This window comes from Saonia flava, assembly GCF_011927795.1.
GTDB classification, from domain to species: Bacteria; Bacteroidota; Bacteroidia; order Flavobacteriales; family Flavobacteriaceae; genus Saonia; species Saonia flava.
The window spans coordinates 847525-860273 of sequence record NZ_JAATJJ010000002.1 but is presented as its reverse complement, the minus strand read 5'-3'; the positions used below and the strand labels follow the sequence as shown (position 1 = coordinate 860273).

The 12749-nt window shown below is 35.2% G+C and carries 15 protein-coding genes; 10 read left to right on the top strand and 5 right to left on the bottom strand.

Annotated elements, in window-relative coordinates; all coding sequences use genetic code 11:
• The first annotated feature begins 5 nt into the window (after nt 1-5).
• On the top strand, nt 6-1007 hold the full coding sequence (obgE, locus tag GGR42_RS16050) for a GTPase ObgE (RefSeq protein ID WP_167966204.1): 1002 nt from the start codon (nt 6-8) through the stop codon (nt 1005-1007).
• A 58-nt stretch (nt 1008-1065) separates the two neighbouring features.
• On the top strand, nt 1066-1590 hold the full coding sequence (locus tag GGR42_RS16045; protein ID WP_167966202.1) for a DUF4136 domain-containing protein: 525 nt from the start codon (nt 1066-1068) through the stop codon (nt 1588-1590).
• 13 nt (nt 1591-1603) lie between these two features.
• On the opposite strand, the gene GGR42_RS16040 is transcribed toward GGR42_RS16045, so the two are convergent.
• The 3 genes from GGR42_RS16040 to GGR42_RS16030 all read right to left on the bottom strand — a co-directional run bounded on the left by GGR42_RS16040 (nt 1604) and on the right by GGR42_RS16030 (nt 3674).
• Entirely contained in the window at nt 1604-2440 is an 837-nt protein-coding gene (locus GGR42_RS16040) for an endonuclease/exonuclease/phosphatase family protein (protein WP_245201489.1), read from the bottom strand.
• A 96-nt stretch (nt 2441-2536) separates the two neighbouring features.
• Nucleotides 2537-3322, bottom strand: a complete 786-nt coding sequence (locus tag GGR42_RS16035) for an SDR family oxidoreductase (protein ID WP_167966200.1) — start codon at nt 3320-3322, stop codon at nt 2537-2539.
• A 34-nt stretch (nt 3323-3356) separates the two neighbouring features.
• Nucleotides 3357-3674: a cupin domain-containing protein gene (locus GGR42_RS16030; protein ID WP_167966197.1), complete on the bottom strand. Its 318-nt coding sequence runs from the start codon at nt 3672-3674 to the stop codon at nt 3357-3359.
• A gap of 105 nt (nt 3675-3779) precedes the next feature.
• On the opposite strand from GGR42_RS16030, the gene GGR42_RS16025 reads away from it, so the two are divergent.
• Together GGR42_RS16025 and GGR42_RS16020 are read left to right on the top strand one after the other, a co-directional pair.
• The gene (locus tag GGR42_RS16025) at nt 3780-5138 is read left to right on the top strand and encodes a UDP-N-acetylmuramate--L-alanine ligase (RefSeq protein WP_167966195.1); all 1359 of its coding nucleotides are present in this window, start codon (nt 3780-3782) and stop codon (nt 5136-5138) included.
• A gap of 58 nt (nt 5139-5196) precedes the next feature.
• Nucleotides 5197-5361, top strand: coding sequence for a hypothetical protein (locus GGR42_RS16020; RefSeq protein ID WP_167966193.1), 165 nt, complete (start codon nt 5197-5199; stop codon nt 5359-5361).
• A gap of 5 nt (nt 5362-5366) precedes the next feature.
• On the opposite strand, the gene GGR42_RS16015 is transcribed toward GGR42_RS16020, so the two are convergent.
• Nucleotides 5367-5810 (bottom strand): DUF1569 domain-containing protein, encoded by a 444-nt coding sequence (locus GGR42_RS16015; protein ID WP_167966191.1) that lies wholly within the window; start codon nt 5808-5810, stop codon nt 5367-5369.
• A 63-nt stretch (nt 5811-5873) separates the two neighbouring features.
• Between GGR42_RS16015 and radC the strand changes: the two genes are divergently transcribed.
• Genes radC through GGR42_RS15985 form a run of 6 tightly spaced genes read left to right on the top strand, consistent with a single transcriptional unit; the run spans nt 5874 to nt 11464 of the window.
• On the top strand, nt 5874-6572 hold the full coding sequence (gene radC / locus GGR42_RS16010; RefSeq protein WP_167966189.1) for a RadC family protein: 699 nt from the start codon (nt 5874-5876) through the stop codon (nt 6570-6572).
• Nucleotides 6572-7891: a polysaccharide deacetylase family protein gene (locus GGR42_RS16005; RefSeq protein ID WP_245201488.1), complete on the top strand. Its 1320-nt coding sequence runs from the start codon at nt 6572-6574 to the stop codon at nt 7889-7891. The genes radC and GGR42_RS16005 overlap by 1 nt, the downstream gene beginning before the upstream one ends.
• The gene (locus GGR42_RS16000; RefSeq protein WP_167966187.1) at nt 7884-8573 is read left to right on the top strand and encodes a YjjG family noncanonical pyrimidine nucleotidase; all 690 of its coding nucleotides are present in this window, start codon (nt 7884-7886) and stop codon (nt 8571-8573) included. Before GGR42_RS16005 ends, GGR42_RS16000 begins: the two co-directional genes overlap by 8 nt.
• Nucleotides 8574-8629: 56 nt before the next feature.
• Nucleotides 8630-9175, top strand: a complete 546-nt coding sequence (locus GGR42_RS15995) for a hypothetical protein (RefSeq protein ID WP_167966185.1) — start codon at nt 8630-8632, stop codon at nt 9173-9175.
• A 2-nt stretch (nt 9176-9177) separates the two neighbouring features.
• Nucleotides 9178-10599, top strand: a complete 1422-nt coding sequence (locus GGR42_RS15990; protein ID WP_167966183.1) for a DUF5723 family protein — start codon at nt 9178-9180, stop codon at nt 10597-10599.
• 10 nt (nt 10600-10609) lie between these two features.
• Nucleotides 10610-11464, top strand: a complete 855-nt coding sequence (locus tag GGR42_RS15985) for a hypothetical protein (protein ID WP_167966181.1) — start codon at nt 10610-10612, stop codon at nt 11462-11464.
• On the opposite strand, the gene GGR42_RS15980 is transcribed toward GGR42_RS15985, so the two are convergent.
• A complete protein-coding gene (locus GGR42_RS15980) occupies nt 11461-12738 on the bottom strand; it encodes a replication-associated recombination protein A (RefSeq protein ID WP_167966179.1) in 1278 nt (425 codons plus the stop codon). The two genes, GGR42_RS15985 and GGR42_RS15980, sit on opposite strands and share 4 nt — an antisense overlap.
• Nucleotides 12739-12749 lie beyond the last annotated feature (11 nt).

Sequence of the window (12749 nt, the reverse complement as noted above, 5' to 3'; positions counted from 1 at the left end):
TAAAAATGACCGAAGGCAACTTTGTAGATTATGTAAAAATGCATGTTTCTTCAGGAAATGGGGGCAAGGGTTCTGTGCATTTACATCGTGAAAAATATATTACCAAAGGAGGGCCAGACGGGGGTGATGGTGGTCGTGGCGGCCACGTTATTGTAAAAGGGAACAAAAATCTTTGGACACTAGTCACCTTTAAACATAGAAGACATTTTAAGGCAGAGCATGGCGCACACGGTAGTAAGAGTCGCAGTACGGGTGCAGATGGTGCGGATGTTTATATGGAAGTTCCTTTGGGTACCGTGGTCAGGGATACGGAAACCAATAACATTCTATTTGAAATTACAGAGGATGGCGAAGAAAAAATTGTAGCCAAGGGTGGAATGGGTGGCCGGGGTAATTGGCATTTTAAAAGCTCTACCAACCAAACGCCAAGATATGCACAGCCGGGGATTCCAGGTGAAGAGCTTCATATTACATTGGAGTTAAAAGTTTTGGCCGATGTTGGCCTAGTTGGCTTTCCCAATGCAGGAAAATCTACTCTATTGTCTGTGATGACATCTGCTAAACCAAAAATTGCGGATTATGAATTCACGACCATGAAACCTAATTTAGGGATTGTGGAATATCGCGATTTTAAGAGCTTTGTAATGGCAGATATTCCTGGAATTATTGAAGGAGCTGCTGAAGGCAAGGGTCTGGGACATTATTTTTTAAGGCATATTGAGCGCAATGCAACTCTTTTATTCTTGATTCCGGCGGATAGTAAGGATATCAGTCAGGAATATGAGATTTTATTGAATGAACTGCGCAGGTATAATGCTGAACTTTTGGACAAAGAGCGATTAATCCTTATTTCCAAGGCTGATATGTTGGATGATGAATTGATGGACGAAATGAGAATTGAACTTGACAAGGATTTTAAGGGCACCCCATATATGTTTGTGTCCTCAGTAGCACAACTAGGATTACAAGAGCTAAAAGATAGGCTTTGGGCGATGTTGAACGAATAAATCTTTCTTTCCCACTAGCATACCTCAAAATTTGTTATTTTTATTTAAATAGATAACAATGAATAGGTTAGTAATTTTTGTATTCGTTTTATTTTTAACTGCATGTGGTGCAGTACATGTTAATTATGACTATGATAGGGAAACAAATTTCTCTAACTACACTACCTATAACTATTATCCTGATATAGAAACTGGATTAAGTGAATTGGATGCCAAACGTTTGATTAAAGCAATTGATTCTAAACTATTGGGAAAAGGGTTTTTACTTTCTGAAGAACCAGAATTTTACATCAATATTTTGAGTGATGCGTATAGAAACCCAAGTGGAAATGCTGTTGGGGTAGGAGTTGGTGGTACAGGGGGTAATATCGGTGGTGGGGTTTCCATAGGATTGCCTATTGGTCGTTCTGGTATAGAGCGTCAAATTCAGTTCGATTTTATAGATAGCCAAAAGGACTTCCTTTTTTGGCAAGCCGTCAGTGAAAGTGCCTATAGAGATAATGCCTCGCCAAATGATAGGGAAGCTATATTACGGCAAGTTGTGGAGAAGGTTTTTTCTAAATATCCGCCAAGGAATAAATAATAGATATACGTATTTAAAACTCCAATTTAGCAAATACGGGTAGATGATCAGAAATAAAAAAACCATCCTTTCTTCTATCATTTACGTGTGTATGGGAAGTAACCTTTATATCCTTAACAAAAACATAATCAATTCGGTTATCCAGCTCCCTTTCAGGGTCAAATCCATTAAATGTTCCAATGGGCCCTTCATGTACTTTTTCAAGAATAGCAAAAGTATCTTCCAATTCAGGTAAAATAGTCTGTATAGGTTCGCTATTGGGAGTACTATTTAAATCACCCATCAAGACAACGGGAAATCCTTCTTCGTTTAATTCCTTTATTTTAGAAAGAATAAGCTTTGAAGACATTATTCTTGCCATTGGACCAATATGATCATAGTGGGCATTGAACACCCATATTTTGTTTCCCAACTCTTTATGTTCAAACAATCCGTAAGTGCATATTCGTTCCATAGATGCATCCCACCCTACAGAGGGCTTGTTACTTTTCTCTGATAGCCAAAAAGTGGATTGATCCAACAATGTGTATTTGGTTACATTATAAAAAATAGCACTGTACTCTCCTTTTGTTTTGCCATTGTCCCTGCCAACACCAATATATTGGTATTGGGACAAAGAATCATCTAGGTATTCCACCTGATGGTGTAGACCTTCCTGAATTCCAAAAATTTCTGGTTGGTAGGTATTTATTAAATCTTCGACCGATTCCTTTCGATTTTCCCACCAATTGGCACCATCCTTTGGATTGTCATATCTAATATTGTAAGACATTACAGAAGTGGTTTGTCCAAATGAAAAAAAGGAAACCAACATCATCAATAGAAAAGGAAATTTATGATAAATTTTCATGTTCAAGAATTTGCATTACTAAAGTACCAAATCTTCAAAACATGGATAGACAACTTAAAAATTAATAATCAAAAGATAACTTAAGGGTAATATTTTTTATAATGATTTTAGCAAACCACCATCAATTGGGATATTGGTTCCAGTAATGTATGCTGCCCTGTCCGAAGCTAAAAAAGCAACTAGGTAACCATATTCCTCAGGTTTTCCAATCCGCTTTGCAGGAACTTGTTCTTCCATGTTTGATTTTACTTCTTCAATAGGAATACCCAGTTTTTTGGCCTTGGTCTCATTAAGGTCATGTATGCGTTCCGTATCAAAATAACCAGTGAGAATACTGTTGACAGTAATTTGATGTTGTGCTACATCAGTGGCCAATGATTTTGCCCATGTAACCACAGCTGCTCTAATAGTATTGGACAATGCCAAATAGGAAAGAGGCTCTTTTACAGATACCGAGGCTATGTTGATAATGCGACCCCATTCATTTTTTATCATTTGCTCTAGAGCAAGTTCAGTTGTGAAAACAACAGATTTAAATAGAAGGTCAAAAGCATTCTGGTAGTCATCTACTTTTTTTTCCAATGCTCCACCTGCCGATGGACCTTGGGTATTATTAACAAGAATATCAACACTGTTTTTTTTAAAGTAGTCCAAGATTGTACTTTTATACTTTTTAAAATCAGTAAAATCTACTAAAAGATATTGGTGTTTTTGTCCAGATTCAACAGGAAGTTCATCTATGACATTCTTTAATTTATCCTCACTGCGAGCCATAAGGGTAACACTGGCACCACTATTTGCCAATTGCTGGGCAATAGCTTTGCCAATGCCACGACTACTGCCTCCAACCAATGCTTTTTTTCCTTTGAGCGATATATTCATTTTTTTAGTTGTTATCTCCAATGGAGTTGAGAGATCATTTGTATTCTTCCCTTACAGGGCTAAAAACGTCCAATAACTTGCAAGCAGTCAAAGCCTTTCCGCTATGGGTTGCAAAGGAGGGGATTATAACTAAATCACCAGCTTCATATATTTTTGTTTCTCCGTCCAAAGTAAATTCAAACGTACCTTCCACAACATGCATTATTTGTTCGTGCATATGGGAATGTACTGGTACCTCAGCACCTTTTTTTACATCCCAGAAAGCTAAGCTCATATTTTTGCCATGAACCATTTTGGCCAAATATCCTGGCATAATTTCCTTGGGGTCAATATTGGATAAGTTAAGGGTCATTGTTAAATGTTTTTAATTATTTAAATATATAAATATCCTTTGGGTTATATCTTTGATTGGGAAAGCTTTTTTCAATCCCTATCTTTACCCTATAATTAATACTACATGAAAATTCACTTTATTGCCATTGGTGGTAGCGCTATGCACAATTTAGCCTTGGCATTGGAACATAAAGGGTATGCAGTTACTGGAAGTGATGATGTTATCTATGAACCATCAAAAGGAAGATTGCTAGCAAAAGGACTTTTACCTAAAGAATTTGGTTGGTTTCAAGAAAAAATAACTCTTGATTTAGATGCAGTTATTTTGGGTATGCATGCCAAACCAGATAATCCTGAACTTTTGAAAGCCCAGGAATTGGGATTAAAGATATATTCCTATCCAGAATTTCTATATGAGCAATCCAAAAATAAAACTAGGGTAGTGATAGGGGGAAGCCATGGAAAAACGACCATTACTTCCATGATTTTGCACGTGCTAAATTATCATAATATACAGGTAGATTATATGGTTGGGGCCCAGCTTGATGGTTTTGACCGCATGGTTCATCTTACAGAAGAAAATGATTTTATAGTCTTGGAGGGGGATGAGTATTTATCTTCACCTATTGATAGACGACCTAAATTTCATCTATACAAGCCCAATATTGCGTTGTTGAGTGGTATTGCTTGGGACCATATTAATGTATTTCCCACTTTTGACAATTATCTGGAGCAATTTCAAATTTTTGTAGATAGTATAATAAAAGGGGGGAGTATTAGCTATAATGAGGAAGATATTGAGGTCAAAAAGGTAGTGGAAGCATCCGAAAATCCCATTAGAAAATTAGCTTATAAAACACCAGAATATATAGTTGAAGATGGGCAAACATTGTTGTTAACTCCAGAAGGTCCCATGCCAATAGAGGTTTTTGGAAAGCATAATCTAAGTAATTTGTCAGGAGCCAAATGGATTTGCCAAAATGTGGGTGTGGATGAGGATGATTTTTACGAGGCCATTGGTACTTTTAAAGGAGCATCAAAAAGGCTCGAAAAAATAGCTGAAGGAAAAACAACTGTGGCTTACAAAGATTTTGCGCATTCACCAAGTAAAGTTGAGGCTACCACCAATGCTGTTAAAGAGCAATACCCCAATAGAAAATTAATTGCCTGTTTGGAATTGCATACATATAGCAGTCTTAACGCAGATTTTCTTAAAGAATATAAAGGCGCCTTGAATAAGGCAGATGAAGCCGTTGTTTTTTATTCCCCACACGCTATAAAAATTAAACAATTGGAGGAAGTTTCCGAAAAGCAAATTGCGGAAGCCTTTGGCAGGGATGATTTACAGATTTATACCAATCCAGATAGTTTCAAAGAAAATTTATTCAACAAGAATTTTTCAAACTCCGCGTTGCTTCTTATGAGCTCTGGGAATTATGGGGGATTAAATTTTGATAGTATTAAAGAAGTGATTGGTAATTAATTAGAGGAAAATTTGTCAGTTATTTTATAATTGGAATGCTATTTGAAATATGGAAAATATGTTTCTGAAAAGATTTTTTAAATTTCTAAAAAGAAGAGCATCAATTCTTATGATAGCGTTTATGTTGGGTATTTCCAACGTTATTTTGGAAGAAACCAGAATGGTAAATGATACCAAGGCAAAAATTGAACATCAAGAAATTCAATCAGAAGAAACAGAATAGTTGGTCTAAACCCCAAATTGTCTTAAATGATGGTCTAAATGCTTGTATTGCATTTGGCCCCATTGTTCTCTAGTAAGATGCCCAAAGAGAGGGTGAGGGTTCCATTCCTTTCTCTCTTTAACAGCGTGACACTTATTAACCAATTCTTGTAATTTTTGTACTTCATAGGTAAAGTTTTTTTCTTCTGAAGTTTTTAATTGTGGTGCAGTGGGCAGGTTTTTTTTCCAATGTTTGTCATTGTACATGGATTTTTTAAAGAACCATCTAAAAATGGGGTTTCCCTTTACCTTTTTTGATTTGTTCTCAACAGCAATTTTTAGTGGATATTGGCAGTGCCATGCCATTTGTCCTACCGACATTTTTCCCCAACCTCTTTTAGAATTTTCATTTAGCTTTCCCAAGCGTTCCGTAATTTCATTATAGGAAGATTCATCAAAAATTGACTTCATAGAGTTGTGCTAAAAGTTAAACATTGAAATTTACAATATTTTTTTGTTTGTTATCTTTAGCAAATGCAAGAAAACTCCACTTCTTTTTCTATTAAAAACTGGTCAGATGATGATAAGCCCAGAGAAAAATTAATCAATAAGGGGAAGTCCGTTTTGTCCGATGCGGAGCTTATAGCCATTCTTATTGGTTCCGGTAATAGAAATGAAAGTGCGGTGGAACTTTCTAAACGTATTTTGGCATCTGTAAACAATAATTTAAATGAACTTGGTAAGCTTTCAATAAAACAATTAATGCAATTTAAGGGTATAGGGGAGGCAAAAGCCGTGACCATTGCAGCTGCTCTGGAAGTGGGAAGGAGGCGTAGAGGTGAAAATGCAGTCAAAATCACTAAAATTTCTTCTAGTAAGGACGGTTTTGAGCTATTGCAGCCCATTATTGGGGAATTACCTCATGAGGAATTTTGGATAGTTTATGTAAATAATTCCAACAAGGTGATACATAGGGCACAATTGAGTAAAGGGGGTATTACGGGAACTTTGGTAGATGTGCGTTTGGTATTGAGACAGGCCTTGGAACTAGGTGCTGTTGGTCTTATTTTAGCCCACAACCACCCTTCTGGAGGCTTAAACCCCAGTTCTGCAGATAAGCAAATAACTACTAAATTAAAGAAAGCTGCAGAGGCTTTGGATATTAGGGTTTTAGATCATCTGATTATTACACAGATGAATTACTTTAGTTTTGCAGACGAAAACATTTTGTAATGGAGGCAATTGAAAATGAACATAACTTATTGGTCTATACCCATAAAATAACCCCTCGCTTCACATATATCATGAAGCATATTTTTATTCGAATTTTGGGGATAGAAGTTGCCTTTACTATTAAAATAGAGGATTTTATTAAGCATTCTGGACCAAAAATCACATATACCAAACAGCCCCTGCAAAATGAATTTTTTATCAGAAGCAATGACCTTTTGTTTGAACAGGGAATAAATGACCTTCAAATTAAAGTTTCTAACTGGGATGATATCCCCTGTTTTTTTGATGCCGGTGAGCGTAGCAATATTCCTTTTGATATTTTTTCTGCCAGTTTTTTTCTTTTGAGCCGTTATGAGGAATATTTACCTCATGTTAAAGATTCTCATGGAAGATTTCAAGCAAAAGACAGCTTGGCCTATAAAAACAAATTTCTGGAAAAGCCGGTAGTGGATATTTGGGCCTTTAAGCTCTTGGAAGGTTTAAAAGAAAGGTTTCCAGAAATAATTGAAAAAAAAAGAAATTATAAATTTACTTCAATAATAGATGTTACTACATCCCATTGCTATTCACATAGGGGAGTGGTAAGAAGTCTGTCAGGTTTACTGTTGGATATTGGTTCCTTAAAGTTTAGGAGATTTGGTCAAAGAATTTTAGTGGGCTTAAAATTTAAAAAAGATCCCTATGATAATTTTTCTGAGCTTATAGAAATACATAAAAAGTACAATTATAGGAGTATGTTCTTTTTTCAGTTTGCGGAATATTCAAACTATGATAAGAATATATCCACGAACAATAATAAATTTAAGTATCTCATAAAATCAGTAGCAGATTATAGTATTGTTTCATTGAGTGCTTCTTACAGTTCTTTTAATGATCTGGAATTGTTAAAAGAAGAGAAAGAAAGGCTTGCGGGTGTTATCAATCGACCAATTACCTATTCCCGAACCAGATACAATCGTATCAATGTTCCAGAAACATATCGTAATCTACTAGAGGCAGAATTCACAGATGATTATACAATGGGGTATTCTCATGATATTGGTTTTAGGGCAAGTACGTGCATTCCTTTTTATTTTTACGATATAAATTTGGAAGTGCAGCAACCTATTAAAGTTCATCCATTTGCAGTGCACGATTATTCGTTGATCTCCTTAAAGACAAAAAAAGAAATATTGGAGAGATTGAACAAACTGTACAATGAAGTAAAAAAAGTAAATGGGGATTTAACTATAATTTTTTCCAATGAGCTTCTGGGTGGTGAAAGCAGGTTAAATTGGTTGAAATTATACAATACAGTTATTAAGAAATATTATGTTTAGGGATATTATAACAGATGTGTTTTTTGATTTGGACCATACCTTGTGGGATTTTGAAAAAAACTCTGCCCTTACTTTTGGTAAAATCCTTTCAGAGAATAGAATTAATGTAGATTTAGCTTCTTTTTTAGAAGTATATGTCCCCACCAATTTGGCTTATTGGAAATTGTACAGAGAAGAAAAAGTAACCAAAGAAGAACTTCGTTACCAAAGGCTTAAAATAACTTTTGATTCTCTAAATTGTTCAGTTTCGGACGGAGATATTAATTTATTGGCCGAAGAATATATTATTCATTTATCGTCCTATAATCATGTATTTGATGGCACACTTGAAATATTGGAGTACTTAAAGCCAAAGTACTCCCTGCATATTATTACGAATGGATTTCAAGAGATTCAGGAAAAGAAGATGAAGAATTCCAAAATACATGCCTATTTTGATCAAATTATAGATTCTGAAATGGCAGGAGTTAAAAAACCAAACCCAATTATCTTCAAACTAGCTTTGGACAAATCAGGTGCAAATGTTAGTAAATCACTTATGATTGGGGATAATTTAGAAGCAGATATTCTTGGAGCTAGAGCGGTGGGCTTCCATACTTTACATTTTAATGCCCATAAAGAACCTAATCATGGACATTGTGAAATGATTCATGAATTAAGGGAAATAAAATCTTTTTTATAGAGTTATATTAAGCAAGTGGAGTAGGGTTTGTACTACTTTGGGTTGTTAATGTATACATGAAAAAGCATATATTTTATATTTTTTTAGGAGTTTTTCTTTTGTTTATGACTTCCTGTATGGAAGAACAGAACTTTGATCAGATTGATGATTTAAGTATTACCCCAACCATAGAGTCCAGTATTATTTATGTTGAATCCCCAGAAAGACTTATCAACTTAGCTTCTGGAATAAGCTTTTATACGGCTGCATTTAATTTTGATGCTTTTAGTCAGGCTTATTTTGCTGAAAGAGTTTTGGACGGTTCCATTACATATGAGTTGGAAAATACAACCAGCAAGGAAATGGAAATTTTGTTCGAGTTTCTTGATGAAGGCGGTAATAGTTTGGACAGTGAACAATTTTTTCTGGAACCCGAATCTACGGCTGTTCTACAAAGAGAGGTTTTTTACGGCGGTACTGGACGTAGTTTGGACATTATTGCGAATACATCCAGTTTAAGCGTAAGTGTTAGAAACTTAGGTAATAGCACTTCAATTTCTTCCATTCCTAGTCCTAAAATTGTTTTAAGGTCCAGTGCTAAATTTAGGGTTAGATTAAAATGAGAATGGTTAAAATATTTTTTGCTATTCTTTTTTTTGGTAATCTGTTGAATGCCCAAAATAAACAATTGCTTTATGATTTCATAGAAATCCCACAGGCATTGATTGTAAACCCTGGAATGGAAACGGGTTTTCAATGGCATGCCGGGATTCCCATGCTTTCTGGACTATCTTTTCATACGGGAACCAGTGGAGTGTCTGTAAATGACTTATTTGCGAATGATGGGTTGGATTTTACACAAAAATTTACAGAAAGAGTTTTGGATGGTTTGAGCCATAGAGATGAAATAAGCACTAATTTTCAAATTGAAGTATTCAGTGGTGGTTTTAGAATTGCCAATAAACCGGACCAATATTACTCATTTGGTATGTATGTAGAATCCGATTTTATAAATTATTGGCCCAAGGATTTAGCTATTTTAGGTTTTGAGGGGAATGCGGATAATCTAAATAGGGAATTTGATCTTGGACACTTAAAAACGAGGGGGGAATTATTGAGTGTCTTTCATATAGGTATAAATAAAAAAATAGATCGAAACTTAACAATAGGAGCTAGGGCTAAATTGTATTCCAGTATTTTTAACCTAAATTCAACTAGAAATAAAGGGTATTTTGTGACCACAGAGGGGCAGAATAATATTTATTCAAATACCTTGGATGCCGATATGGAATTAAGGTCCTCTGGAATACAGGAAATTTTGGATGATGATTCCCTTGACCTTTCAAGAACACTTACCAAACGAGCCCTTTTTGGAGGAAATTTAGGTTTGGGACTGGATATTGGTTTTACTTATAGCTTAACGGATCAAACCGTTTTTACCGGAAGTATTTTGGATATTGGTTTTGTATACCATAATAAAGATATTAAGAACTACACACTTAATGGTAGGGCAACTGTTGAGGGTATAGAGATTATTCTTCCACAGGCATTGGCAAATCCCAATGCTGACTTTTGGCAGGATTTAGTTGATGAAATAGAAGAAATAGTTCCCTTTGACAACAATGAAAATGGTTTTGTCACTTTTAGGCCAACCAAATTAAATGCATCTATAAGATATAATTTTGGTGAGCCGTCCTTATCTACTGAGGATTGTAATTGTGGACCAGATACTTACCTAAATGATTCAAGAATTAAGTATGTGAACAGTATTGGAGGTCAGATTTTCGTTATAAATAGACCACGAGGTCCGCAGGCTGCTTTAACTGCTTTCTATCAAAGAAGGTTTGGAAAATCATTGGCATTAAAAACCACTTATACAATAGACAAGTTTTCTTTTTCCAATATTGGTGTAGGGATTAATAGTCAGATTGGACCAGTCAATTTTTATATTATGGCAGATAATCTATTGGCATATAATAATATAGCGGACACACATTACGCTTCTTTTCAATTAGGATTAAATATCATATCTTGGGAGAAGAAATGATATGATTACTATGAAAAAATTAAGTTTCCTGTTCCTTTTGATTATGTGTTCCTCAATTTATGGCCAGAATCAACTAAATGAATATAAATATATTATTGTACCTGTAAAGTTTGAAAGCTTTAAAGAAAACAATCAATATCAAACCAGTACTTTGTTGAAACATCTTTTTGACCAAAAGGGGTTCAATGTGGTTTATAGTGACAACTTGCCAAAAGATTTATCCAATAACATGTGTCTGGGTTTACTGGCGGATATTAAGGATGATTCCAACATGTTCACAACTAAAACAGTCATAGTTTTAAGGGACTGTACTTTTAAAGAAATTTTTACTTCGCAGGAAGGTAGGAGTAGACTAAAGCAGTATAGACCTGCTTACGCCGAGGCAATCACAAATTCATTTAAATCTTTTGCTGGGATGAATTATGATTACATGCCCAAATCGGAAAGTAAAGAGCCAATTACAGTAAGTTTTAAGAATGATGTAAAAAAACTTGAGGAAGAGGTTGTTGAAATTGAAAAGGATAAAGAAAAGGTAGAAGCACTGGAAGTTGAAGAAAAAAAGAGTGAAACTGTTAACGAAATAGCTCCAATTGTTGAGGTTAAGGAAGAACAATTGGCAGAGACTAAGCCTGTTGTAATGGAATCACCGAACATTTTGTATGCTCAGGAAATAGCAGAGGGGTATCAATTGGTAAATAGTAAACCCAGTATTAGGTTAAAAATGTATAAAAGCTCTTTGCCCAATGTGTACCATGCCAATGATGATGGCATTAATGGATTGGTTTTAAACAAAAATGGAAAATGGTTTTTTGAGTATTACAAGGATAACAAATTAACAGTTAAGGAACTAAATATTAAATTCTAGGTGCTATACTTGTTTTTCCACCTATTCTTTAAGAATTCTTCTATGGACTTTTCTCTTGGATTTTTTCCTGGGGTATAAAAAGAAGTTCCAGATAACTCATCTGGTAGAAATTCCTGATTTACAAAATTATTTTGATAATCATGGGCATATTTATAATCCTCTCCATAGCCTAAATCCTTCATTAATTTCGTAGGTGCATTTCGTAAATGAAGCGGAATGGACAAGTCCCCTGTTTCCCTCACTTTTTGCTGTGCATTTTTTATGGCCATATAGCTGGCATTGCTTTTGGCTGAGGTTGCCAAATAAATGGCACATTCACTTAGGATAATCCTCGCCTCTGGATAACCTATGGTAGTTACGGCTTGGAAAGTTGTGTTGGCAATGACCAATGCCGTTGGGTTTGCTAAACCAATATCCTCTGATGCAGAAATCAACATTCTACGGGCAATGAACTTTACATCTTCTCCACCTTCTATCATTCTTGCTAACCAATAGACCGCTCCATTGGGATCACTTCCCCTAATCGATTTTATAAAGGCAGAAATAATATCATAATGCTGTTCACCGGTCTTGTCGTAAAGTACCGTATTTTTTTGTACTTTACTCATTACCAATTCATCGGTAACCGTAATTACATCTTTCTCTTCAGAAAATATGACCAATTCAAAGATATTAAGCAGTTTTCTTCCATCTCCGCCAGATAGGTGCAACAACGCCTCAGTTTCTTTTAATTTTATTTTTTTGGCTTGGAGTAAAGAATCTTCTTTTATGGCCCTTTTCAATAAAGCTTCCAAATCCTCTTTTCCAAAAGGATTTAATATATACACTTGGCATCTAGATAAAAGAGCAGGAATTACCTCAAAACTGGGATTCTCTGTAGTAGCTCCAATAAGTGTTACCCAACCCTTTTCTACTGCTCCCAAAAGGGAATCTTGCTGCGATTTGCTAAAACGGTGAATTTCATCAATAAAAAGAATGGGGTTTTTAGCCGTGAACAACCCCCCACTTTGTTTTGCTTTTTCTATGACTTCCCTTACCTCTTTAACACCACTGCTAATAGCACTTAATACATAGAATGGTCTATCACTTTCATTTGCAATGATATGTGCCAAGGTTGTTTTTCCAGTTCCAGGCGGTCCCCATAAAATTAATGAAGGAATAATTCCTTTTTTTATTTGATGTGTCAATGAACCTTTTTCACCCACCAAGTGGTGCTGACTAATATAATCTTCCAATGTTTTTGGGCGCACCCTTTCTGCCAAAGGTTCATTCATTTTATAAAAGT